Annotated in this window: 23 protein-coding genes; 13 read left to right on the top strand and 10 right to left on the bottom strand. The window is 38.6% G+C overall.

Annotated features, from left to right (window positions below):
• Window positions 1-37: 37 nt before the first annotated feature.
• From hemW to HHL20_RS00195, 4 genes are all read right to left on the bottom strand, one after another.
• Window positions 38-1162 carry a radical SAM family heme chaperone HemW gene (gene hemW, locus HHL20_RS00210; protein ID WP_169231076.1) on the bottom strand — a complete coding sequence of 375 codons (1125 nt, stop codon included), beginning with the start codon at window positions 1160-1162 and terminating at the stop codon, window positions 38-40.
• Between the two features lie 50 nt (window positions 1163-1212).
• Window positions 1213-2163, bottom strand: a complete 951-nt coding sequence (locus HHL20_RS00205) for a PorP/SprF family type IX secretion system membrane protein (protein ID WP_029298699.1) — start codon at window positions 2161-2163, stop codon at window positions 1213-1215.
• A 51-nt stretch (window positions 2164-2214) separates the two neighbouring features.
• Entirely contained in the window at window positions 2215-3288 is a 1074-nt protein-coding gene (locus HHL20_RS00200; RefSeq protein WP_185194777.1) for an RluA family pseudouridine synthase, read from the bottom strand.
• 71 nt (window positions 3289-3359) lie between these two features.
• Complete coding sequence (locus HHL20_RS00195; RefSeq protein WP_169229210.1) at window positions 3360-4451, bottom strand: PASTA domain-containing protein; 1092 nt, start codon at window positions 4449-4451, stop codon at window positions 3360-3362.
• A gap of 151 nt (window positions 4452-4602) precedes the next feature.
• Between HHL20_RS00195 and HHL20_RS00190 the strand changes: the two genes are divergently transcribed.
• The 3 genes from HHL20_RS00190 to HHL20_RS00180 all read left to right on the top strand — a co-directional run bounded on the left by HHL20_RS00190 (window position 4603) and on the right by HHL20_RS00180 (window position 6848).
• Window positions 4603-5589: a D-alanine--D-alanine ligase gene (locus HHL20_RS00190; protein WP_169229209.1), complete on the top strand. Its 987-nt coding sequence runs from the start codon at window positions 4603-4605 to the stop codon at window positions 5587-5589.
• A 75-nt stretch (window positions 5590-5664) separates the two neighbouring features.
• On the top strand, window positions 5665-6129 hold the full coding sequence (gene coaD, locus HHL20_RS00185) for a pantetheine-phosphate adenylyltransferase (RefSeq protein WP_169229208.1): 465 nt from the start codon (window positions 5665-5667) through the stop codon (window positions 6127-6129).
• Between the two features lie 86 nt (window positions 6130-6215).
• Window positions 6216-6848, top strand: coding sequence for a trimeric intracellular cation channel family protein (locus HHL20_RS00180; RefSeq protein ID WP_169229207.1), 633 nt, complete (start codon window positions 6216-6218; stop codon window positions 6846-6848).
• Between the two features lie 112 nt (window positions 6849-6960).
• On the opposite strand, the gene HHL20_RS00175 is transcribed toward HHL20_RS00180, so the two are convergent.
• Together HHL20_RS00175 and HHL20_RS00170 are read right to left on the bottom strand one after the other, a co-directional pair.
• Window positions 6961-7530 (bottom strand): DUF2892 domain-containing protein, encoded by a 570-nt coding sequence (locus HHL20_RS00175; protein ID WP_169229206.1) that lies wholly within the window; start codon window positions 7528-7530, stop codon window positions 6961-6963.
• Between the two features lie 116 nt (window positions 7531-7646).
• Window positions 7647-8132: a dihydrofolate reductase gene (locus tag HHL20_RS00170; protein ID WP_169229205.1), complete on the bottom strand. Its 486-nt coding sequence runs from the start codon at window positions 8130-8132 to the stop codon at window positions 7647-7649.
• A gap of 76 nt (window positions 8133-8208) precedes the next feature.
• On the opposite strand from HHL20_RS00170, the gene HHL20_RS00165 reads away from it, so the two are divergent.
• The 5 genes from HHL20_RS00165 to HHL20_RS00145 all read left to right on the top strand — a co-directional run bounded on the left by HHL20_RS00165 (window position 8209) and on the right by HHL20_RS00145 (window position 12614).
• Complete coding sequence (locus HHL20_RS00165; protein ID WP_169229204.1) at window positions 8209-8817, top strand: LemA family protein; 609 nt, start codon at window positions 8209-8211, stop codon at window positions 8815-8817.
• Window positions 8817-9248 carry a TPM domain-containing protein gene (locus HHL20_RS00160; protein ID WP_169229203.1) on the top strand — a complete coding sequence of 144 codons (432 nt, stop codon included), beginning with the start codon at window positions 8817-8819 and terminating at the stop codon, window positions 9246-9248. The genes HHL20_RS00165 and HHL20_RS00160 overlap by 1 nt, the downstream gene beginning before the upstream one ends.
• Complete coding sequence (locus HHL20_RS00155; protein ID WP_169229202.1) at window positions 9229-10035, top strand: TPM domain-containing protein; 807 nt, start codon at window positions 9229-9231, stop codon at window positions 10033-10035. Before HHL20_RS00160 ends, HHL20_RS00155 begins: the two co-directional genes overlap by 20 nt.
• 176 nt (window positions 10036-10211) lie before the next feature.
• Window positions 10212-10733 carry an NAD(P)H-dependent oxidoreductase gene (locus HHL20_RS00150; RefSeq protein ID WP_169229201.1) on the top strand — a complete coding sequence of 174 codons (522 nt, stop codon included), beginning with the start codon at window positions 10212-10214 and terminating at the stop codon, window positions 10731-10733.
• A gap of 3 nt (window positions 10734-10736) precedes the next feature.
• Window positions 10737-12614 (top strand): monovalent cation:proton antiporter-2 (CPA2) family protein, encoded by a 1878-nt coding sequence (locus tag HHL20_RS00145; RefSeq protein ID WP_169229200.1) that lies wholly within the window; start codon window positions 10737-10739, stop codon window positions 12612-12614.
• On the opposite strand, the gene HHL20_RS00140 is transcribed toward HHL20_RS00145, so the two are convergent.
• The gene (locus tag HHL20_RS00140) at window positions 12611-13426 is read right to left on the bottom strand and encodes a head GIN domain-containing protein (RefSeq protein ID WP_169229199.1); all 816 of its coding nucleotides are present in this window, start codon (window positions 13424-13426) and stop codon (window positions 12611-12613) included. The genes HHL20_RS00145 and HHL20_RS00140 overlap by 4 nt on opposite strands.
• 229 nt (window positions 13427-13655) lie before the next feature.
• Between HHL20_RS00140 and HHL20_RS00135 the strand changes: the two genes are divergently transcribed.
• The 3 genes from HHL20_RS00135 to HHL20_RS00125 all read left to right on the top strand — a co-directional run bounded on the left by HHL20_RS00135 (window position 13656) and on the right by HHL20_RS00125 (window position 16914).
• Complete coding sequence (locus tag HHL20_RS00135) at window positions 13656-14021, top strand: SPW repeat domain-containing protein (protein ID WP_169229198.1); 366 nt, start codon at window positions 13656-13658, stop codon at window positions 14019-14021.
• A gap of 136 nt (window positions 14022-14157) precedes the next feature.
• A complete protein-coding gene (locus HHL20_RS00130; protein WP_169229197.1) occupies window positions 14158-16299 on the top strand; it encodes a M3 family metallopeptidase in 2142 nt (713 codons plus the stop codon).
• A gap of 237 nt (window positions 16300-16536) precedes the next feature.
• Window positions 16537-16914, top strand: coding sequence for a YchJ family protein (locus tag HHL20_RS00125; protein WP_169229196.1), 378 nt, complete (start codon window positions 16537-16539; stop codon window positions 16912-16914).
• A 33-nt stretch (window positions 16915-16947) separates the two neighbouring features.
• On the opposite strand, the gene HHL20_RS00120 is transcribed toward HHL20_RS00125, so the two are convergent.
• The 3 genes from HHL20_RS00120 to HHL20_RS00110 form a co-directional block, all read right to left on the bottom strand.
• Window positions 16948-17448 (bottom strand): FKBP-type peptidyl-prolyl cis-trans isomerase, encoded by a 501-nt coding sequence (locus HHL20_RS00120; protein ID WP_169229195.1) that lies wholly within the window; start codon window positions 17446-17448, stop codon window positions 16948-16950.
• A gap of 103 nt (window positions 17449-17551) precedes the next feature.
• Window positions 17552-17803 carry a VF530 family protein gene (locus tag HHL20_RS00115; RefSeq protein ID WP_169229194.1) on the bottom strand — a complete coding sequence of 84 codons (252 nt, stop codon included), beginning with the start codon at window positions 17801-17803 and terminating at the stop codon, window positions 17552-17554.
• A gap of 100 nt (window positions 17804-17903) precedes the next feature.
• The gene (locus HHL20_RS00110) at window positions 17904-18767 is read right to left on the bottom strand and encodes a hypothetical protein (RefSeq protein ID WP_185194776.1); all 864 of its coding nucleotides are present in this window, start codon (window positions 18765-18767) and stop codon (window positions 17904-17906) included.
• A gap of 84 nt (window positions 18768-18851) precedes the next feature.
• Here HHL20_RS00110 and HHL20_RS00105 point away from each other — a divergent pair, with 84 nt between their 5' ends.
• Both HHL20_RS00105 and HHL20_RS00100 read left to right on the top strand, forming a co-directional pair.
• Window positions 18852-20063: a metallophosphoesterase family protein gene (locus tag HHL20_RS00105; protein ID WP_169229193.1), complete on the top strand. Its 1212-nt coding sequence runs from the start codon at window positions 18852-18854 to the stop codon at window positions 20061-20063.
• Window positions 20060-23095 (top strand): AAA family ATPase, encoded by a 3036-nt coding sequence (locus HHL20_RS00100; RefSeq protein ID WP_169229192.1) that lies wholly within the window; start codon window positions 20060-20062, stop codon window positions 23093-23095. Before HHL20_RS00105 ends, HHL20_RS00100 begins: the two co-directional genes overlap by 4 nt.
• Window positions 23096-23099: the final 4 nt, after the last annotated feature.

Below are 23099 nucleotides of genomic sequence, written 5' to 3'. Positions count from 1 at the left end.
TGTAATGTTTAACCGGAGTCGAAGTATTTAATAATAATTAAACGACAAACAAATCTGCAGCGATTCCGTCTGCCATAAACCAATTCTTCTCCGGAATTTTTAAATGATTTTCTTCGATGATTAAAATTCCTTCTTCAAGCTTCAGTTTGATTTCTTTCTGGAAATATTCGAGAATTTCATTATTGAATTTTTCATTAAGGCGTGCAAGATCAACTCCCCAGATTGTTCTTAGTCCAATCATAATCATCTCGTTAAACTGATCTTTCTGTGAAAGAATTTCTTCTTCTTTAGCCAGGAGATTCGCGTTTAATTTTTTAATATATTGCTGATTGTTGGCAATATTCCAGCTTCGTCGGTCGAAACCGTTATAAGAGTGCGCCGAGGGGCCGATTCCCAGATACTCTTTGTACTTCCAATAAGAAGAATTGTGTCTTGAATAAAAACCTGGTTTTGCAAAATTGGATACTTCATAATGTTCAAATCCGTTATCTTTCAGAAAATCTGACAGGTAATAGAATTCTCGGTTCTGCTCCTCTTCTTTCGGACTGATTACTTTTCCTTTTGATATCCAGTTTTCCAATGCCGTTTTGGGCTCTACTGTCAAAGCATACGATGAGATATGGGGAACTTCCAGCGCAATCGTTTTATTCAAATTTTCTTTCCAGATTTCCAGGTTAGAAGTTGGCGAGCCATAGATCAAATCTATACTCAGATTTTCAAAACCAAAATCCTGAGACCTTTTGATGGAGTCTTCCGCTTCATTTGAAGTGTGTGCCCGGTTCATCAATCTTAAATCTGCTTCAAAAAAGCTTTGAGTGCCTATAGACAAGCGGTTTACAGGAGATTCAGCCAGACCTTTCAGGAAATTTTTATCGAGATCATCGGGATTGGCTTCGAGTGTTATTTCGATGTCATTTTCAAAACTAAAATACTGTAAAACCTCATCAATAAGAGATTTTATTTCATCCGGTGAAAGAATCGACGGGGTTCCGCCTCCAAAATACAGAGACTGCAGGTTTTTGTTTTGCAATTCATCTTTACGGAGATAGATCTCCTTTTTCATCGCAGCCAGCATTTCATCTTTAAAATTCAGAGATGTGGAAAAATGAAAGTTGCAGTAGCTGCATTTTTGCTTGCAAAAAGGAATGTGAATATAGATCATAAAAAAAGCCCTGAAAAATTCAGAGCTCAAATTTATTTAAATTAAATCAATTAATATCTATAACCTCTGTGGTTAATGAAGTTATCGAAGTTATATCCTACCCCGATCATGAAGCTGTTTCCTCCATATTCCTGAATATCAGACAATCCCAGGTTATAAGTAGCTCCAATCATGAATTTGTTGAATCTTACTTTTACTACCGGTGCAATCTGCAACTGCTGGCTGTCGAATCTGTTCTGAACAGATCTGTAGCTAACCCCGAAAGAGAATGCATTGATATCATTAAAGAACGTTGCCATTAAGTTGTAATCAATCGTTCTTGTAGAGTTTGTATTAAGGTTAATTAAAGCTGACGGTGTGAAATAGATGTTATCTCCTACATGCCAGTCATATCCTAAGTTTAAGAAAAATTTGATCGGAGAAGGTTCACGTCCGTTTACAATTGCCTCATCATTGGTAAGGGCGATGTCATTAACGGAAACTCCTGCGAAAATATTTCTATAGGTAGCCTGTGCCCCAAAGTTGGCATATGCCATAAAAATATTGCTTTCACTTCCCTGTAATAAAGGATCTGAAGCATCTTGCGTATTAATTTTTGAATAATCAAAATTCATGTTGTAAAAGCTCACGCTTGTACCGAAAGAAAACTGGTCTTTTCTGTCTCCTTCGCTGCTAAGAGGAATAAAATATGAAGCACCAGCCGTAATACCTCCTGCAGAAATAGGACCATTACTGTCTCTGAATACAGACAAACCTGCTCCTACTCTATCAAAGATGTTCGCGTTGATCCCCACCGACTGTACGTTTGGAGACTCACTGAACTTCGAAAATTGCTGCTGATAGTTAAGATTAAGTTGCACATAGTCAGTTTTTCCGTATTGTGCTGGGTTGAACAGAAACTCACCATCCAAAAGGTATTGTTGATAGTATGGTAATGTTTCTTGTGCTTTGTATGCATTTGACAAAAGAGCTAAACATACGATAGCATATAGTTTTCTCATAACAAATCTTGATTTCAATTCAACAAATATAAAAAAATTCTCAATATATTTTTAGTTTTCTAAATAATTTCTCCATTTTTTTACAGCATCCGCCATATCTTTCGGCATTGGGCTTTCAAAATATAATTCCTTTTTTGTAGTAGGATGTACAAATCCTAAAGTATGAGCATGGAGCGCATGTCTGGGCAGAATTTCAAACACATTTTTTATAAACTGCTTATACTTAGGAAGATTCACCCCACGGAGAGGTGTATGCCCTTCGTATCTTTCATCATTGAAGAGGGTATGGCCGATGTGTTTGAAGTGCGCCCTTATCTGGTGCGTTCTTCCGGTTTCCAGCTTACATTCTACCCAGGTCATATATCTGAATCTTTCCAATACTTTGTAATGTGTCACTGCATGTTTCCCATGGCTGCCGTCTTCATAGGTATGCATCTGCATCCTGTTTTTCGGATGGCGGCCGATATGGCCTCTTATGGTGCCTTCATCTTCCTGTACATTTCCCCACACAAAAGCCCAGTAAAGCCGCTTCGTTTTCCTGTCGAAAAACTGTTTGGCCAAAAAGCTCAGTGCATATTCGTTTTTAGCGATAACAAGGAGACCGGAAGTATCTTTATCAATTCTATGAACCAGCCCTACCCTGTCGAGATCGGATTTTTCACCTTTCTTTTCAAAATGAAAAGCTAAAGCATTCACCAAAGTTCCGTCCCAGTTTCCGAATCCCGGATGCACTACCATTCCCGGATCTTTATCAACAACGATAAGATCGTCATCTTCATACACAATATTGATCGGAATATCCTGAGGAATAATGAAATTTTCCCTTGGCGGATGTGCCAGCAATACGGAAATCTGATCTCCGGGTTTTACACGGTAGTTTTGTTTTACGGCAACTCCGTTTACAATAACATTACCTGCCCTGCAGGTTTGTGAGATTTTATTTCTTGATGAATTCTGACGAAAGATCAATAAGAATTTATCAATTCTCAAAGGTTCCTGACTTTTGTCTACCGTGATATTAAGGTGTTCATACAGTCCTTTGTTTTCCTCATCGATATCAATGTTATCAATACTGTTCTGATCTGCTAATTCTTCATCGAAAAAATCTTCGTTATCTTCTGCCATTGTTTTGTTTTTTATACAAAAGGCTTCAACATAATGAAAGTTGAAGCCTGTATTTTTATGAAAATCTGTTATTATTCTACCACTATTTTTTTAGCTTTCGGCTTTTCTGCGGTTTTTTGTGTTGTTGCAGCAGGTTTATTAGCAGAAGCTGTATTTCCGGAAGTACTGGTACCCGTAGTTTTCGGCTTAGCACTTTCAGTTCCTGAAGAAGGTTTTACGGAAGATTTTTGGGCATCTGTCTTCTGTACATCCGTCGACGGCTTCGGGCTTTCTCTTTTAGGTGCTGCAACAGGCGGAGGAGCTTCATAAGCCGGCTCCTGAACAGGCATTTCCTGATACTGAATCGGAGGCAGCGCCGTGTCTACCTTCATTCTGTAAATGGAATTCAGCTCTTCTATTTTTGCTCTCAGCTCAGCCGGAGTTCTTTTACTGGCCCAGAGATCCATCTGCATTCCCTGATCTCTTACATCTCCTGCAGCAGGATCCTGATAATAAATAATATCCGATTCATCTTTACTGCCGTCTTCATGTTCTACAAGACCTACTTCAAACATGCTTCTTGCAATCACAGCTCTGGCTTCTTTTACGGTAAGTCCTACAACATTAGGTATCGTAATATTTCTTAACGGTCCTGAACCGATCACAACATCTACTACAGAAAATCTCGGAAGTTTTGTTTTAGGTTTTACAGCCGTTCCTTTATACAGTATTCTTAAAACCGCATCTTTCTGAATGCTCGGCTCAAAAATAGTATCTCCTACTTTTAATCCCACCTGCTCCAATCTCTGGAATGCAAGCCCCGAATATTTATTGATAACATCAGGAACTTCCACTCTGGCCCAGGTTCTCGGGTTTACTTTCAGCTGAATTGCTCTTCCGTCTTTTACACGCGAGCCGGGAGCAGGATACACCTGCAATACCTGGAATGGTCTGTATTTAGGATCATATTTAAAACTATCCACTTCATAATCCAGTCCGGAATCGTCCAATATTTTGATTGCTTCCTGCACTGATTTATTGACAATATTGGGAACGGGAATTTCCTGGCCGTGATTGGTGTGATACTCCAGCCAACGGAATGTAAGCCAAACCAATCCCACGAAAACACCGATGGCAACAACTAAGTTCAGTAAAACTTTCCAATTGAAAAGTGATTTAAGCATACTATTATTACTATAATTAGACAGCAAATATAATTAATATTTTAGAATGTGCTTTGATTTCCGTTGCGCATTTTCGTTTTCAAAATTTTGGAATTTCCAAAATTGCATGATATAAAATCATTAAATTTGCCCTAATTGATACTTTAGAAATATGAGCAAAAAAAGTGTTGCTGTAGTAATGGGAGGCTATTCTGACGAATATGTCGTATCATTAAAGAGCGGGCAGCTGATTTACGATTCTCTGGACAGAAATCTTTATGATGTATACAAAGTGATTATTCTTCGGGATGAATGGTATTTTTTAGATGAAAATAATCAGAAATTCCAGATTAATAAAGCTGATTTTTCTGTAACCATCGATAACAACACCCCGCTGAAATTTGATGTCTGCTTCAACATCATTCACGGAATACCGGGAGAAAACGGTATTCTTCAGGCATATTGGGATGCCATCGGCCAGAAATATACCGGCTGCGATTTTTACCAGAGTGCTCTTACCTTCAATAAAAAAGATACGTTAGCCGTACTTTCCAAATATGGAATTCCTTCTGCAAAGAGTGTTTACCTGAGAAAAGGCGAAGACATCCATGTGGATGAAATTACAGAAAATCTCGGTTTGCCTGTTTTTGTTAAGCCGAACCAGTCGGGCTCTTCATTGGGAATTTCAAAAGTGAAAGAAAAATCCGAATTAATTGCTGCAACAGAAATTGCTTTTAAAGAAGATGATGAAATTTTAATTGAAAGTTTTCTTAACGGCATGGAGGTTTCTGTGGGCGTTATTGATTATAAAGGAGAAACCATTGTTCTGGGCATCACGGAAATTGTTCCTAAAAATGAGTTCTTCGATTATGAAGCCAAATACGAAGGAGCATCCGAAGAAATTACCCCAGCAAGAATCGATGATGAAACGAGAATCCGTGTAGAAGAAATTGCAAAAAGAGCCTACAATTCTCTTGGGATGAGCGGTTTTTCAAGAAGCGAGTTCATTCTAATGGATGGAATTCCCTACATGCTGGAAATGAATACCAATCCCGGATTTTCTCCTGCAAGTATTCTTCCGCAGCAGGCCAAAATTTACGGAATCTCCATAACAGACCTTTGCGGAAATGAGGTTGAAAAAGCACTTAATAAAAAATAAAGTTAGATATTAGAGGTTCGAAGTGAGCGGTTGTAAAATCCGAACGCAAGACCTAAACTCAAAACTATTTTACGCATGAAAATTGCTGTTTTTCCGGGATCATTTGACCCGATCACTTTAGGACATTACGACATCATAGAACGGGCAGCTCCGCTATTTGATAAACTGATCATCGCCATCGGGCAGAACTCCCAAAAGAAATATATGTTTCCTCTGGAAAAAAGAATGGAATTTATCCAAAACTCCGTCGCTGAATTTCCGAATGTAGAAGTTGATTATTTTGAAGGCTTAACGGTAGATTACTGTTTTGAAAAAAACGCTCAGTACATCATAAGAGGACTTAGAAATCCCGCAGATTTTGAATTTGAAAAAGCCATCGCCCATACCAACAGAACGTTAGCCCATAAAAAACTGGAAACGGTCTTTTTACTGACCTCATCCGGAAAATCCTTCATCAGCAGCAGCATCGTAAGGGAAATCATCAACCACGGCGGAGAATACGGACTTTTGGTACCGGACTCGGTGAGAGTGGAAAAATAGATTATTGATAATTGATAAATGATGATTGATAAATCTTCACTATTATCAATTATCAATAATCGATCATCATTTATCAATCATACAATATGCACGAACAGTTCAATTTTGCCATAGAAGTCCTTGGGACGATATCTTTTTCGATGTCGGGAAGTTTTGCGGCAATGCAGAAACGGCTGGATCCGTTCGGGGTGCTGATCATTGCATTTGTCACTTCAGTTGGCGGCGGAACGGTAAGAGATTTATTGTTGGATATCCCGGTATTCTGGATGCACGATCTGCTAACCTGTGCTTTGATTATCCTGACCAGCATTTTCACTATGGTTTTTAAATCTTTTGAAAAAAACTTCAGGGTTACTTTATTTATTTTTGACAGTTTCGGACTGGGGCTGTTTACCATCATTGGTGTTCAGAAAGGACTTCATGCCGATATTCACCCTTTAATATGCATCGGATTGGGAACCATTACCGGATGTTTCGGAGGAATTATCCGGGACATTCTGCTCAACAGGATCCCTTTGATTTTCAGGAAAGAAATCTATGCAACGGCCTGTATTGTAGGAGGTGCTGCATTTTTACTATTAACTAAATTTACGACTTTATCATATACTGTTATTCAGATTTTTACCATTTTGCTGATTGTTTCGATCAGAACTTTAGCGGTAAAATACCATTGGCAGATCCCGAAATTTTATGGGTATGAAAATAATTCTGAGATGTAAAATTAATTTTAACCATTAAGGATATTTAAGCGGCTAAAAATATTAAGCTACTTGTTTAAAATAAAAAAAGCACCTGATTTCAAGTGCTTTTGTATTTTTATTAACGATATTGTTAAAAGAATTTCCCTCGGTTTCTCATATTCGGGTTATGCATATGTTTCTGCATAGTCGGCATTTTCAGCTGCTCTTTCATCATTTTGATCTGGTCGGTCATCATTCCGGCGCTGTCCAGTCGTTTTGCCTCTTCCAATAATTTTTGTCCTTCCTGCTTTCTTCCTTTGGAAATCGCCGCTGCGGCAAGGTTTAACGTAGCCATTGCACGGTCATGTTTCATGTTGAGACCATATTCCAATGCTTTTTTCATCAGAGGTTCCACTTTTGTCGGATGATCCTGAGCCTGCGTCAATCCTGTAAGGTAATGAAAATACCCATACTGAGACTTGTGAAGCTGTGCCTTATAATCTGTGACATTTTTCAGCCACTCCGCCGCTTTTTCCATATTCTGCTTTCTAAGCTGCCAGAAAGCCAGGAGGATATATTCATTTTTAAAGAAAAGCAGAATAGGTGCCCCTGCTAAGAGGAAAACTACAATTCCCCATCCCAGATTTCTGGTAAAAAACATCATATAAAGTCCCAGAAGTATCAGGACTGCAGCAACAGCAAGTTTTATATATTTATTCATTATTAAATTTTAGAAGTGCAAAGATAATAAAATTAAGGTTTAGAGGTTAGGGTTCAGTGGCTAAAGTTCAGGGTCAGAATGTAGAACTTCAAACTTGAAACCTCGAACTTCAAATTTTAAATTTTTTCGTAGGTCTGAAAACAGAAATCATATTGATTCTTTTCATCTTTTTCATGGCATTCTTCATTTACTTTCTTCCATACATTTGCATCAATTTCAGGAAAAAAAGTATCAGCAGTAAAATCAGCCTTTACCCTGGTTATCTCAAGCCGGTCGACCAAATCCATCGTCTGTTCATAAATTTTACCTCCCCCGATGATAAAAATTTCTTCATCTATTTTCTTCGCAAATTTTATGGCTTCTTTGATGCTTCCGACAATCAGAATACCTTCTTCAAACCAGTCGTTTCTTCTTGATACAACAATATTCGTACGGTTGGGAAGCGGTTTCCCGATACTTTCATACGTTTTCCTTCCCATAATAACCGGATGTCCGGAAGTAATATCTTTAAAGTGTTTCAGATCTTTCGGGAGACCCCAAAGTAATTGATTTTCAAAACCAATTTCGTTCTTTTCTCCCATTGCCACGACTATTGTTGTCATTAAAATTATTTTTCACAAAATTAGCACATAATTTGTATATTTGGTTAGCACAAAAAAATTTTAAAAAAATTAAACTATGAAAAACAGGGGCTGTCTGAGCGCCGGTACCATCGGCATTGCTCTTCTGATTATCGTTGCGGTTTTATTCTTCTGGGGAAAAAGCGGCTACAACAATTTTGTTACGAAAGAACAGAATGTAAATACAAAATGGTCTAATATAGAAACGGTTTATCAAAAAAGGGCAAACCTGATTCCTAATCTTGAAAGAACGGTAAAATCATACTCCAAATTTGAACAGGAAACATTGACAAAAGTTGTTGAGGCGCGCTCAAAAGCGACTTCCATCAATGTTGACCCTACCAATATGACAGAGCAGGATATGGCAAGATTCCAGGCTGCACAGGGAGAATTATCAGGTGCATTAAGCAGATTAATGGCTGTTGTGGAATCTTATCCCAACCTAAAAGCAGACCAGCAATACATTAATTTCCAGAGAGAATATACTGCCATTGAAAACAGCATCCGTACAGAAACGGTGTATTACAACCAGGCAGCTCAGGAATATAATACCGCTATCAAAACGTTCCCGAATAATATTCTGGCGAACTTTACCAACTTTAAAGAAAAACCTTATTTTAAAGCAGAAGCGGGCGCTGAAAAAGCACCTGAAGTATTCACAGAATAATGGCCGGTAATTTCCTAACAAGTCAGCAGATAGCTTCCCTTGTGGAAGCTATTCAGTCAGCAGAAGAACATTCTACCGGCGAAATCCGTGTGCATATAGATTCGAATTCGGATAATGACAGTGCGAAAACAGCATTCAGGGTCTTTGAAGAATTGTGCATGGGGAAAACTACGGAAAGAAATGCCGTGCTTTTTCATGTTAATTTTGAACGGAAATATCTTACCATCATCGGCGATACGGGAATCCATGAAAAAGTACGCCAGTCTTACTGGGATCATCTGCACGATTATATCACCTCGGAATTTGCCAAAGGAAATTATTACAAAGCACTGAAAAGTGCGATTCTGGAAACCGGTCTTGAACTCAAAAAACATTTTCCTGTAACGGGAGAAAACCCCAATCAGCTGTCTAATGAAATTACGTTCTCTTAAAATAGTATTTTCATTCATCCTTATATGCTTTTACACATTCGTATCAGCACAGTACTCTGTTCCTAAAAAGCCTGCGGTTCTATATCCTGTTTTTGATGAAGCTAATCTTCTTTCCGAACAGGAAAAAAACGACCTTAATAAAAAACTGATTGCTTTCTCAGATTCTACTTCCACAGAAATTGAGGTGATTATCATCAAATCAACAAATGGAGAAGATGTTAATTTTCTGGCGACCATGTTCGGCGAGAAATGGGGAATCGGCCAGAAAGGTGTAGATAATGGTGTTGTTTTTTTAATTGCAACCGAAGATCACACAATGTCGATCCAGCAAGGCCGCGCGGTCGAGCAATACTTAACAGCTTCCGTTTCAGGACAGATCCTTGATTATATCGTAACACCGCATTTCAAACATGGCGAATGGTTTGAAGGTATTGATCGCGGTACTTCTGCCATCATGGAAGCGGTACAGGGAAAATTCAAACCTTTAAAGCAACATCAGAAAAACAGTGATGGAGGTCTTGTCAGAATTATGATTATCGCCTTTATCATATTCATCATTTTCGTGGTACTTTTCGGAAACCGAGGCGGCGGAAGAGGCGGAAACGGGGATGACGATGATGTTATCCTGTCAAGAAGAGGCCGGAGAAATTATCCCGGTGGATTCTTCCCTTTCCCGGGTAGTTTCGGAGGCGGCGGCTTTGGCGGCGGAAGTTCCGGAGGAGGAGGTTTCGGAGGATTTGGCGGTGGCGGAAGCTTCGGCGGTGGCGGCGCATCAGGAGGATGGTAAAAACATTTCCCGCTATTTATAGTTTTTATGTATTCATTTCATAATTAGGAATTTTTTTCGATTTTTTTAATCTTAATAGCGAAAATCTCTATTATTAATGTTAAATAATCAGTAAGTTCCCTTTAAATCTGTTTTTAATCCAATTTTTTTTCATTATATTTACTGAAAACAGGTTTATGAAGAAGACGTTGGTAGTTTTTGCACATCCTTATCTAGAGCACTCAAACTCGAATGCAGAGCTCATCAATTTCTATGTTCGTCAACAACATTTTACCTTAAGAGATCTATATGAAGAATATCCGGATTTTCATATTGCCGCATTCAGGGAAAGAAAGAGAATAAAAAATTATGATCGTTTTATTTTCCAGTTTCCACTGATATGGTTTGGCATGCCTCCTCTGCTAAAACTCTGGATCGATGAGGTCTTCGACCGTGACTGGATTAAAGAAGGAAATTACAACCCGCTGGAGGGAAAAGAGGTTTATATTCTGGTAACCACAGGCGGCAAGGAAAGATCTTTCCACAAAGAAGGCACCTACAAATTTACGATTGAAGAGCTGATCAGCGGACTCATCGTATCACTGAATGTTTTTAAGGCTGATATCAAACATATCAAAACCGTTTACGAAGCCAACAAACTCTCAAAAAAAGAAATTATCATACATAAACAGGAGTTCACTAAACTTCTTAATCAATAAATTATGGAAACAAGCTTAGCCATGAATACCCTTTTATTTCTGGGCGTTGCCATTATTATGGTTCCGCTGGCGAGGAAATTCGGACTAAGTTCTGTTATCGGGTATATTGCAGGAGGAATAATTATCGGTCCATATGTATTAAAATTGACAGGTAAGGACGTTAATGATATCATGCATGCCAGTGAGTTTGGGGTCATCATGCTGCTTTTTTTAGTCGGGCTTGAGCTTGAACCGAGAAAATTCTGGGAAATGCGGAAGAAAATTATCGGGCTTGGCCTCACGCAGATGCTTCTTACCATTTCGCTGCTTTTCCTTGTTTTTATAATGGTGGGATGGCCGTTGGATAAATCCATTGCTATCGCTATGTGTTTTGCCCTTTCTTCTACGGCCATTGTTCTGCAGACTCTACAGGAAAAGAACAATTTAAAAACACTTGCCGGAGAAGCTTCATTTTCCACGCTTTTGTTTCAGGATATTGCGGTAATTCCTATTCTCGCTATTCTACCTCTCATTGCCAATTATAAGACCAGAGATCATGATAATGAAATCCAGGTATTGATTCAGACACTTCCGGAATGGATGCAGTTTGCAACGGTAATTTTGGGAGTGGTGATACTGATTCTATTGGGAAGATATGTCTTTGTCCCTTTTTTAAGATATGTTTCAAAATCGGGAATGACGGAACTGTTAACTGCTTCTTCCCTGTTTCTGGTTATTGGCGTTTCTGAATTAATGGTTGCCATTGGGCTATCTCCGGCATTGGGAGCATTTCTTGCAGGAGTAATGCTTGCGAACAGTGAATTCCGGCACGAACTGGAAGCCCAGATTGATCCTTTTAAGGGGTTATTACTTGCCGTCTTTTTTGTAAGCGTAGGTTCAACTATGAATTTTAATATTATCCGGGAAGATCCTCTTTTTATTTTCAGTACTGTTTTTGCGGTGCTGATTATCAAGTTCGTTGTACTTTTTTCTATCGGGAAATTTTTTAAGCTCGATAATCCTCAAACTCTATTTTATGCTTTTGCGCTTTCTCAGGTAGGAGAGTTTGCCTTTGTACTGATCAACTATGCATCTAACCTTTATCTGCTGAGCCCTGAACTTAATGCCCAGATGATGGCCGTTACAGCCATTACGATGTGTATTACTCCGTTTCTGCTGATTATTAATGATAAATTGATTACGCCCCGTTTTATCAGAGAGGTTCCGGATTCTGACAATGATTTTAACATTCTGGACGGCAATGTCCGACAAAAGAAAATCATTATTGTGGGGTTCGGGCACTTCGGAAGTACGGTGGGGAGACTTTTAAAAGCTAATAAAATTTCGGCAACGGTTTTAGACAGGGATTCTGACCGTGTTAAATTATTAAGGAGCTATGGTTTTAAAGTATATTACGGTGATGCTACTAAAATTCCAACGTTGCGTGCCGCAGGAATTGAGGACGCCGAAATACTTATTCTCTGCCTGGACGATCCGGATAATAATAAGTTTGTTGCCGATATTGTGCGTGAAAATTATCCTCATGTGAAAATATTCGTAAGGGCTAAAAACAGAATCGACGCGTACGATTATCTGAATAACGGAATTAATAATATTTACCGTGAAACATTGGGTACAGCTGTAGATATGGCCGTAGACGTCCTTCATGAAACGGGAATGCGGAAGTATGCCGCAAGACGTCTCGGGCAAAGATTTATGGCTATTGATAAAGAATCCATCCGCAAACTTGCCAAGGCAGAGGAAGATGATGAGATTCATCTTTTTACCACAAAAGAAATCCTCCAGAGAGAGGAGGAATTACTGGCTTACGACAATCTTAATTTTGATAATAAGCAATGGGAAGATTCATCAAATGATGAAGATGAAAGCGAAAATAATTAATGGATGCTTACACTTCCACCGCTGTTTTCCTGCTTCGTTACAGAAGTTACATTTCCTTTTTTGTAGACATCTACGCTTCCTCCGGAAGAGGCTTCTGCATTAATGGATGATGAAGCACTGATATCAATACTCGCTCCGCTAGATGCTTCTGCCTTTAAATTATCGGCAACGAGATTTTTAGCAGAAACGCTGCTTCCTGATGATGATGAAACTTCCGCTTTCTTCGCTTTTCCCGAAAGATCAAGACTTGCTCCGGATGAAGCGTCAATATCAAGATCTACTGCCCATATTTTTCCGGTAAAATTGCTTGCGCTTCCTACAGAAATTTCAAAGTCATTGGCTTCAAGGTCTCCGTTTATGGATCCTGAGCTTGAAACCTCGATATCAGTTTTGTCCTGAACGAATTTATCTTTAATAGTGATTCCTGCTGCAGAATTTGCATTTATTTTGGAGAAATCTTTAGCATAGATCTTTGCTGAAACATTATGGCTGTTCATTACCCTGATGCCTTTTTTATAGTGAATATGAAGCTTGCCTCCGCTGATATCCACCAATACCTCATCAATAATATTTTCCGGGGCGGAAATAACTACTTTTTCTACATCCGACTTGATAATCTCGGCTTCTATAGCCTGGGAGACTTCAATCTCATCAAAATCGCCCGTTACCTGTTTTTCTCTTACAGGTCCATGATCGGTACTGACTACTTTTTTCACCCAGTCGCCGTCACTGTTTTCGTGCTTTTCTTTTCTGCCATCACATGATGTCAATATAATAAATGCGGAAAAAATAAAAAGTTTTGTTGATTTCATATTCAATGGTTTTATGATTATCTTATTTATTGACACCTAATTTATAAAAAATATTACATCCTGTCTCAATATTATACGATCTGAATCATAATCTACATTTTCAAAATACTTTGTTTCTATTAATTCAAAAATAAAACACTCTAAAAATCAATAATTTATACCACGTTTTCTCATTCAATGGTATACGTATTGAACTGCATATGTTACACAACACAAAAAAATATATATTATGATTTCATCAAAAATACACGCAATGCTGGATTACCTTGTAGGTTTGTTATTAATTGCTGTCCCATGGTTGTTAGGATTTGCTGACGATAGTGCTGCTACTGTAATTCCTGTAATTCTGGGGGCTTCAACATTATTGTACAGTATTCTTACCAATTACGAATATTCTGTGGCAAAAGTAATTCCGTACAGGATTCACCTTACAATCGACTTTATAGCAGGTGCTCTTTTGCTGGTATCACCATGGCTATTCGGGTTCAGCGACAGGATTTACCTTCCGCATGTTATTTTAGGTGCTTTTGAAATTGTTGCCGTATTGCTTTCCAGAAAAGCGATATCAACAGTTCACACACCAAGACACATTTAGACTCATTTTAATTTTTCAATGCAATATAATAGAGCTTTTCCTAATTCGGAAGAGCTTTATTTCTTGATGATAGATGTAAATCCTGCATTTTTTAACGGAAGATTTAATATCTTTAGGCATTATTAATAAATCATTTATGAAGAAGATTTCATCAGTATTATTAATTTCTGCGTTAGCATTTAATCAATCCTGTACCACAATGAAAAGCACTGAAACTCAAAAGGAAGTTCCTTCACCGGATGCTTCCCTGTCGTCTAATCCTTTTATGAAGAAAAGCAAACTTCAGTATGAGGCCCCTGAGTTTGACAAAATTAAAGATGAACATTTTAAGCCGGCATTCGATTTCGGATTAAAGCAACATGACGCTGAAATTCTGAAAATAGCCAATAACCCGGAAGCTCCAACTTTTGAAAATACGTTGGTAGCCCTGGAAAAAAGCGGGGAAATTCTAAAAAGAGCCACCATTGTATTTTCTAATCTTACAAGTGCCAATACCAACCCCACTTTACAGGCGCTGGATGAAGAATATGCGCCGATTTTCGCGGCACATTCCGATAAAATGTATCTGAATGAAAATCTTTATAAAAGAATCAAGGCTATTTCTGAAAATGGCTTAGATTCTGAAAGCAAAAGATTATTACAATATTACAAGCAAAATTTTGAAATTGCCGGAGCCAATCTTTCTGCCGCAGACAAAGAAAAACTGAAGCAGATTAATCAGGAGCTGGCTTCTTTATCTACCCAATACTCCAATAAATTATTGGAAGCAAGAAAGCAGGGCGGCGTTTTCTTTACGGATGCAAAAGAACTTGACGGTCTTTCCGCAGATGAAATTGCAGCTGCGGCTACCGATGCCAAAAACGCAGAAAAAGAAGGCCAATATCTTCTGGCATTACAGAATACTACGCAGCAGCCTCTTCTTCAAAACCTTAAAAACAGATCAACAAGAGAAAAACTCTTCAAAGCATCATGGACAAGAGCGGAGAAAGGGGATGCTAACGATACCAGGGAAACTATCGAGAAGCTTGCTAAATTAAGGCTTAAAAAAGCACAGATTTTAGGCAAAAAGAGCTTCGCAGAATGGAAACTTCAGGATCAGATGGCCAAAACCCCGGAGGCAGCAACCAACCTAATGAATCAGATTGCTATCCCTGCCGTTGAAACCGCAAAACGTGAAGCTAAAGATATTCAGGATCTTATCAATCAGCAAAACGGAGGTTTTCAATTGGAGCCTTGGGACTGGAACTTCTATGCCGAACAGGTGAGAAAAGCAAAATTTGATCTTGACGAAAGTGAAATCAAGCCTTATTTTGAGATTACAACAGTTCTTGAAAAAGGGGTTTTCTTTGCTGCCGAAAAATTCTACGGACTTACTTTCAAAAAAAGAACAGACCTTCCAGTGTATCATCCGGATGTGGTAACCTATGAAGTTTTTGACCATGATGGTAAATCTATTGCGATCTATTATCTTGATTTCTATACGAGGGACTCTAAAAACGGAGGAGCCTGGATGAGCAACTTTGTTGAACAGTCTTATTTACTGGGCACAAAACCTGTGATTGTAAACTGCTACAATTACCAGAAACCTGCACCGGGAAAACCTTCATTAATCAGTTTTGATGATGTTTCAACGATATTCCATGAATTTGGGCACTCTATCCACGGAATGTTTGCGAGCCAGAAATATCCTTCTCTGTCCGGAACCAACGTACCACGAGACTTTGTGGAATTCCCTTCACAGATCAATGAACATTGGGCGCTGGATCCTGTAATTCTTAAGAATTATGCAATTCGTTACGATACAAAACAGCCGATTCCGCAGACTCTGGTAGATAAAATCAAGAAAGCGTCAACCTTTAACCAGGGGTATATGACTACGGAACTGGTTTCTGCCGCAGAACTGGATATGGATTGGCATACGGTAACTGACGAAAGCCAGTTAATTCCCGTTTTAGATTTTGAAAAAGAATCATTAACGAAGCACGGATTTACTTTAAAAACTGTTCCTCCAAGATATCATACGCCTTACTTTGCCCATATCTGGGGTGGTGGTTATTCTGCAGGTTATTACGCATATCTTTGGTCTGAAACACTGGATAATGATGCCTGGGAATGGATCAAGAATAACGGCGGGCTTACCAGAGAAAACGGTGACCGTTTCAGAAAATATATTCTTTCCGTAGGGAATTCTGTGGACCTGAATCAGGCGTTCAGAGATTTTACAGGACACGATCCGGATATTAAGCCTTTATTGAGAAGCAGAGGTTTTATAAAATAATTTTTAAAAGCATTCAATTTTTTTTTTTGGATGCTTTTTTTGTAAACATTAATGACTACATGAGTTCTTTACGCTGACTTTGCAAACGCACAGATTTGCAACATTATAAGTTTGGGCTAAAGCCAAATTGAATTGATTATTGTCAAGCCGGGCTAAAGCCCGCCTCTATTGATTTGGACATTATATGATTGGTAGAAAATATTCGTGTAAATTTGTGTTTTAAAATAAAATCAGAAAATGAACTGTCCCTGTTGCTCCGGAAAAACCTACGAAGAATGCTGTAAGCCCTATCATAACGGCGAGAAGAATGCTCCGACGGCTGAAGCCTTAATGCGTTCAAGATTTTCGGCGTTTGCTATTCCGAATGGTGAATATTTAATGGACACAACGCTGCCCAGCAAAAGGAAATATCACAATAAAAAGGATTTACAGGAATGGGGAGAAAGCAACAAATGGACACGTCTGGAAATTATAAACAAGCCTTCTTTATATAAAGTGGAGTTTAAAGCTTTTTACATTGATGAAAATAATAAAGCACAGATTCATCATGAATTATCAACATTTAAACTGATTCAGAACCGGTGGTATTATGTAAGCGGTGAATTTTTAGAATAAAAAAAATGTCCGAAAGAATCGGACATTTTATATTTAGTGAGCTTCGTTTCCGTCAACGCCGTGAGCGTGACCATGTGCAAGCTCTTCTTGTGTTGCAGGACGTGTGTTCAAAATTTCTACCTGAAAATCCAAAACTTTTCCGGCCATTGGATGGTTAAGGTCTGCTATTACTACATCCGGTGTTACCTCTACCACGAATGCCTGGAAATTATTCCCCTGGTTATCGGATAATGGTAAAATTGCACCAACCGGCGGTAATCCGGATTCCTGGAACATATCTACCGGCAGCTGTGCCATTGCATCCGGCTGTCTTTCACCATAAGCTTCTTCCGGCTGAATTACAAATGCTGCTTTATCTCCAGCCTGCAATCCCAAAATATTCTGTTCAAATTTTGGAATCATCATTCCAACACCGTACAAAAACGTAAGTGGATTTTCTGCTGTTGTCTCTTCTACAAGAGTTTTACTCCCGTCTTCTTCGATGGTGTGAAGTATGTAACTTACAGCTACAACATGATTGTTTTCGATTGTCATATTTTTTTCTTTTTTTCGTGAATTTTCACGATTAACGTTACAAATATACTGTTTTTGGATTCATTAGGAGAAAATAACGGGGTAAAGAAGCATCCTTTGCATCCTACTTCTGCCCTCTTGTTTCTTTTCTTTTTTTCTCTCTCAGCACAAAAAGATACAAACTTTCTACTTTTGTTCTGGCCCAAGGCGTTTTCCTGAGAAATTTAAGAGATGAGCTGATGCTGGGATTATCTGTAAAACATTTGATGCTGATCTGCTCACCAAGCTTTTCAAAACCGTTGTAATATTCTACCAGTTCTTCAAGAATGGCGTCAAGTCTTTTCCCGTGAAGGGGATCTTTAGGTTGCTGTTCCATGGTGTAAAAGTAGATATAATTTAATAATAATCAGATCTGAAATATACCGAAAAGACTTTTTGAAAGGATTATTTTAATTCTAAAAAATCCTGTTCATATCCTAATCAGAACTATTTTTCTTTTTCTCGGACTCAGATTTTTCCTTTTTATTTTTAAGAATATTCTCTGCAATACCTTTAAAATTTTCAGTTTTCATAATCATCAGGTTATTGCTGGGGTTCCATACGCTCACGAACTTTTTAGAAACAGTGGTATAGCTTTCCCAACCGGTAAATTTCTGATGTAACATCAGTGTACAGACATCGGTAGGGGTCATGGCCTGCCAGTTTTTGATGACATGACTGTGGACTCCGCTTATCGTATGCCCTATTTCCTCGTCATTAATCTTATGTACAATCATAGTATTGTGGAGCCTCTCAGCATTTTTCACCTGATTTTTGTGATCAAAAGTAATCAGATAATCATTTCCGAATATGACCGTATCCCCGGCTGAAGTTCCCGTTAAAACATATACTTTTTTAACTTTATTTCTAATCAGCGGAACAATATTAAGGTTGGTATCTTTATATATTTTAAAGATCGTATCATTCTGAATTCTTTCCAAAGCATTTTTTCTTATCGTAAAATATTCGGTCTCCTGGGGCGTAAAATCTCTTTCAGTAAGATCAAGTTTCGCATCTTTAGGGTTGTAGTTTGCAGGAAAACAAATGGTGCCGATCACTTTTTGGCTTTTAGAGAAAAAAATACATTTCGGGACACCTTCATCCAGATAAGAGAAATAGCCTCCTATATTTTCCCTGTTTTTATAATTTTCAATAAAAATATCGGTACCGTTCCAGCTTGTCATTTCGCTGTGATACAGGGCAATTCCTTCTTCATTGATTTCTTTGGAGAGTTTTTCAGGATTTTGGGCATTCACAAAAAGGATGAACAAAACAGCAAATACTGTCAGTATTGGTTTCATGGTAGTTAGTTTTTGCAAAAATAGCGATAATAATGTTGTATACCACAATTCTTACTTTTCATTTATCTTCTTTACATTTACAATATGAAAATTCTGCATACTGCCGACTGGCATTTGGGTAAAAGACTCGACCGATTTTCAAGACTCGAAGAACAGGTTTTGGTGATGGATGAGCTTGTAGAGATTGCTGACGAACAAAATGTTGATCTCATCCTGATTGCCGGAGATTTATTTGATAACTTCAATCCCGGTGTCGACGCCGTACAATTATTTTATAAAACGTTAAAAAGGCTGTCGCTGAACGGAAAGCGGCCCGTAATTGCTATTTCGGGAAACCACGATTCTCCGAACCTTATTGACGCACCAGATCCTTTGGCCCGGGAATGCGGTATTATTCTCATTGGCCATCCCAAAGCGATTATCACTCCTTTTGAACTGGAACATTTCAGCATTTCAAAATCTGACGAAGGATATATTGAACTTACTTTAAAAAGCCTGGATCATCCCGTGAGAATTCTTCATACGCCTTATGCCAACGAGATCAGGCTTAAGCAGTATTTCGGTGAAGAAAAGGAAGCCGAACTGAATAAAGTTCTGGCAGAACACTGGCAGAAAAATGCTGATGAATTTTGTGATGAAAAAGGGGTTAACCTCCTCATGACCCATTTGTACATGAATAAAAAAGGCGCTCCCCTTCTGGACGAACCCGAAGGTGAAAAGCCACTCAGGATCGGAAATGCAGACCTTATTTTTTCAGATAGCATTCCTCCACAGATTCAGTATACGGCATTAGGACATCTTCACCGTTTTCAGAATATCGGAACCGAAGAAAAACCTGTCGTGTATTCATCTTCTCCCCTTTGCTACAGCTTCAGTGAAGCAGGACAGACCAAATATATTTCTATCATTGAAGCGGAACCTGCGAAAACCGTTCAATTTAAAAGAATTCCGATTAAAAACGGCAAATGCCTCGAAAGAAAAAGCTTTGACTGTATCGAAAAAACGGTGGAATGGCTTACGGAAAACCAGGACACATTCGTAGAACTGACTTTAGAAAGCGAAACCTTCCTTAAAGCTGATGAAAGAAAACGACTGTATCAAACCCATACCGGAATCGTACATCTTATTCCGAAAGTTAAAAACCAGGAATTGAATGAAAATCAGCTTCGGGAGATCAACCTTAATCAGGATATCCAGTCTTTGTTCGGAGATTATTTTAAATCGAAAAACGGGGGCCAGGAAGCCAATGACGAACTTATCAATCTGTTTAACGAAATTCTTAACCCTAACCTATGATTCCGGTTCAATTAACTTTAGAGGGCATCTACTCATATCAGGAGCGTCAGAAAATTGACTTTGAAAATCTTACGGAAGCGGGCCTTTTCGGTATATTCGGAGCTGTGGGTTCAGGAAAATCTTCAATCCTGGAAGCAATTTCGTTTGCACTTTACGGAGAAACCGAGCGTCTTAATGCCCGTGACAGACGCGCATACAATATGATGAACCTGAAATCCAACCGATCTTATATCGAGTTTGATTTTATTAATTCCGAAAACAAAAAATACCGTGCAACACGCGAATTTAAAAGAAATTCTAAAAACTTTGAAGATGTAAAAACCCCGTCAGTCACTTTTTACGAATGGAAAAATGAAAACTGGATTCCGCTTGATCACTCGAATGCAGAGCAGATTGTAGGGCTAAGTTATGCTAATTTTAAACGGACCATTATTATTCCTCAGGGCCAATTCAAAGAATTCCTGGAATTGGGAGCCGCAGAGCGGACGAATATGATGAAGGAAATATTCGGTCTTCAGCGATTTGATCTTCAGAACAATGTTTCCCTTATCAATACCAAAAACCGTTCGGAGCTTGATCAGCTGGAAGGTCAGCTGAAAGGATTTGAAGAGGTAAATGAAGAACAGATTTCATCACAGAAAGAAAATCTGAGGCAGGAACAGCAGAAGTTTGAAGAAATATTGAAAAGTTTCAAAGAAACGGAAAACATGTATTCCAAACTGAAAATTTTAAAAGAAGACTTTGAACTGCTGCATCAGAAGAAAGCCCATTTTAAGCAGCTAACTGAACAAAAGGAAAATGTAGACTTGCTGGAGACAAAAACAGAACTGTACGACCGGGTGTCGCGAATCTTCACTCCCCTGTTTTCTGAAAAAAATAAACTGGCAAAAGAAATTGCTGAACAGCAGCAGCAAAAAAAACAACAGTTACTAGTTGTACAGAGCACGGAGTTTCAGTTTGAAAAGGTAAAAAGCGAACTTGCAGCGATACAGCCCCAGTATGAAGCCCTTCATCAGTCGAAAATTCAGGAAAACGATTTGAGCCTGATTCTGCAGATGATGAGGGTATCTGATGAAATTAAAATCTTAAAAGAAAGAACGGAAAATGGTTTCCAAAAAGTAAAAGAAGTTGAAACTCAGCAAAAGCTGCTTCAGCAGAAAATCGAAGCGCTTTCTAAAAAACACGAACTGTTAAAACCCGGAAAACTGGAACCCGGATTACTGGTGAGTGTAGGAAACTGGTTTCTGGAGCACAAAAAATTAACGGAAAACCTCAACAGCCAGATCCAAAAAGCTGAAGTTAAAAAAAATGAAATTATTGCCATTTCCAAAGAGCTTGAAGTTTTAAAGATTAATCCCGAAACCTTCAGAGAAGATTTTAAGATTCAGGCTGAAAATCTGGAAAATCAGAAAAAAATACTTTCTGAAAAACGTAGTCAGCTGGAGGTTCAGCAAAAGCTTTCTCATTTTGCCATTGAACTGCACGACGGAAAAGCATGTCCGCTCTGTGGCGCCCTGGAACATCCGAATATTGTACAATATGCCGATGTTAATTCAGAATTAGATGAAATTCAGCAGCAAATAGACCAGCTTGAACACCGGAAGGATCTTCTTCAGAAACAAGTGTCTGAAACGGAAAAAATCCTCGACCGAAAGAAAATCTTTGAAGAACAGCTAAAATATGAAGAGAGCCAGACAAAACTGATTCAGAATCAGATAGAAATTCATCTTAAAAATTTTACCTGGAAAGAATTTAATGCAACAAATGAAACTGATTTTGAAGAAAAAAGACAGCATTCTTTCACCATCGAAAAGCAGATGGAAGAACTGAATGAGCAGATCAGCGTAGAGCAGAAAAATCTTGATAAAGAAAGAAATACCCTCGACAGCTACAACAAAGCACTGGAAAAATTCCGCTTGGATGAAGCTAAAAAAGAAGAGCAGATTAAAACGAATGAAGCCAACCTGAAAATCCTGGAATGGAAGAATTATCTTGAAAAAGAGGCTTCGGAAGTAGAGGAAGCTCTTAATAAACTCAGCATTTCCAACCGCGAAACGGAGCAGCATTATCAGCAACTGCTTAAACAAGAAAAAGAAATTTCTCCAAAGCTGGCAGAACAAAAAACCATTGTGAAGCAGCTGGAAAAAAGAATTTCCGAGCTGGAGCAGGAAATTTCAGAAAATACGCTTTCAATTGAAAAAGCTATAGCAGAACAGCCGTTTGACCAGAATAAAGTGCTGGAAATTCTGGCTGAGAAAATAGATGTTCAGGAAGCCAAAAACCTCATCCAGGAATTCAGAATAAAGTTTGAAACCTTAAAAAACAGCATTCTTGAGCTTGAAATAAAATTAAAAGATTTCACTTTTGATCCTGAGGAGTTTTCAGCCGCTGAAATGCGGTTTGCCACCCTTGAGCTTGAAGTAAAAGCAGCCAATGATGCGGTTGTAAAAACAAAAGCGGAAATTGAAAGGCTGGAAAAAGAGTTTAAGAAAAAAGAAGATCTTTTAAAAGTTTCGGCGCAGCTTCAAAAACGGGCAGAAAATCTGAAAATCATGATGAACCTCTTCAAAGGGGCGGGATTCGTACAGTACGTTTCCTCAATTTATCTGCGGCAACTGTGCGACCATGCGAATGTACGTTTTCACAGAATGACAAGAAATCAGCTGAGTCTGCAGCTTAACGACAACAACGAATTTGAAATTATCGACTACCTCAACGAAGGCCGCAGCAGAAGTGTAAAAACCCTTTCCGGCGGACAGGCTTTTCAGGTGTCTCTGAGTCTTGCGCTGGCTTTGGCAGAAAGTGTACAAAGCAATGCAAAGGCAGAAAAAAACTTCTTCTTTATTGATGAAGGCTTCGGAACTCAGGATCTGGAATCAGTGAATATTGTTTTTGAAACCCTTGTGAATCTTCAGAGAGAAAACAGGATTGTAGGCATCATTTCCCATGTGGAAGAGCTCAAGGAGAAAATCCCAGTATCACTGAATATCATTAAGGACGAAGAAAAAGGCAGCCAGATTGAAATCGTATAATCTA

Source organism: Chryseobacterium cheonjiense (assembly GCF_012927265.1).
Taxonomy (GTDB): domain Bacteria; phylum Bacteroidota; class Bacteroidia; order Flavobacteriales; family Weeksellaceae; genus Chryseobacterium; species Chryseobacterium cheonjiense.
This window is presented reverse-complemented; position numbering and strand designations above follow the sequence as displayed.

Excerpts from the sequence above, each read along its gene's own strand:
- hemW (WP_169231076.1), bottom strand. The coding sequence starts at position 1,162 with ATGATCTATATTCACATTCCTTTTTGCAAGCAAAAATGCAGCTACTGC.
- HHL20_RS00205 (WP_029298699.1), bottom strand. The coding sequence starts at position 2,163 with ATGAGAAAACTATATGCTATCGTATGTTTAGCTCTTTTGTCAAATGCA.
- HHL20_RS00200 (WP_185194777.1), bottom strand. The coding sequence starts at position 3,288 with ATGGCAGAAGATAACGAAGATTTTTTCGATGAAGAATTAGCAGATCAG.
- HHL20_RS00195 (WP_169229210.1), bottom strand. The coding sequence starts at position 4,451 with ATGCTTAAATCACTTTTCAATTGGAAAGTTTTACTGAACTTAGTTGTT.
- HHL20_RS00190 (WP_169229209.1), top strand. The coding sequence starts at position 4,603 with ATGAGCAAAAAAAGTGTTGCTGTAGTAATGGGAGGCTATTCTGACGAA.
- coaD (WP_169229208.1), top strand. The coding sequence starts at position 5,665 with ATGAAAATTGCTGTTTTTCCGGGATCATTTGACCCGATCACTTTAGGA.
- HHL20_RS00180 (WP_169229207.1), top strand. The coding sequence starts at position 6,216 with ATGCACGAACAGTTCAATTTTGCCATAGAAGTCCTTGGGACGATATCT.
- HHL20_RS00175 (WP_169229206.1), bottom strand. The coding sequence starts at position 7,530 with ATGAATAAATATATAAAACTTGCTGTTGCTGCAGTCCTGATACTTCTG.
- HHL20_RS00170 (WP_169229205.1), bottom strand. The coding sequence starts at position 8,132 with ATGACAACAATAGTCGTGGCAATGGGAGAAAAGAACGAAATTGGTTTT.
- HHL20_RS00165 (WP_169229204.1), top strand. The coding sequence starts at position 8,209 with ATGAAAAACAGGGGCTGTCTGAGCGCCGGTACCATCGGCATTGCTCTT.
- HHL20_RS00160 (WP_169229203.1), top strand. The coding sequence starts at position 8,817 with ATGGCCGGTAATTTCCTAACAAGTCAGCAGATAGCTTCCCTTGTGGAA.
- HHL20_RS00155 (WP_169229202.1), top strand. The coding sequence starts at position 9,229 with ATGAAATTACGTTCTCTTAAAATAGTATTTTCATTCATCCTTATATGC.
- HHL20_RS00150 (WP_169229201.1), top strand. The coding sequence starts at position 10,212 with ATGAAGAAGACGTTGGTAGTTTTTGCACATCCTTATCTAGAGCACTCA.
- HHL20_RS00145 (WP_169229200.1), top strand. The coding sequence starts at position 10,737 with ATGGAAACAAGCTTAGCCATGAATACCCTTTTATTTCTGGGCGTTGCC.
- HHL20_RS00140 (WP_169229199.1), bottom strand. The coding sequence starts at position 13,426 with ATGAAATCAACAAAACTTTTTATTTTTTCCGCATTTATTATATTGACA.
- HHL20_RS00135 (WP_169229198.1), top strand. The coding sequence starts at position 13,656 with ATGATTTCATCAAAAATACACGCAATGCTGGATTACCTTGTAGGTTTG.
- HHL20_RS00130 (WP_169229197.1), top strand. The coding sequence starts at position 14,158 with ATGAAGAAGATTTCATCAGTATTATTAATTTCTGCGTTAGCATTTAAT.
- HHL20_RS00125 (WP_169229196.1), top strand. The coding sequence starts at position 16,537 with ATGAACTGTCCCTGTTGCTCCGGAAAAACCTACGAAGAATGCTGTAAG.
- HHL20_RS00120 (WP_169229195.1), bottom strand. The coding sequence starts at position 17,448 with ATGACAATCGAAAACAATCATGTTGTAGCTGTAAGTTACATACTTCAC.
- HHL20_RS00115 (WP_169229194.1), bottom strand. The coding sequence starts at position 17,803 with ATGGAACAGCAACCTAAAGATCCCCTTCACGGGAAAAGACTTGACGCC.
- HHL20_RS00110 (WP_185194776.1), bottom strand. The coding sequence starts at position 18,767 with ATGAAACCAATACTGACAGTATTTGCTGTTTTGTTCATCCTTTTTGTG.
- HHL20_RS00105 (WP_169229193.1), top strand. The coding sequence starts at position 18,852 with ATGAAAATTCTGCATACTGCCGACTGGCATTTGGGTAAAAGACTCGAC.
- HHL20_RS00100 (WP_169229192.1), top strand. The coding sequence starts at position 20,060 with ATGATTCCGGTTCAATTAACTTTAGAGGGCATCTACTCATATCAGGAG.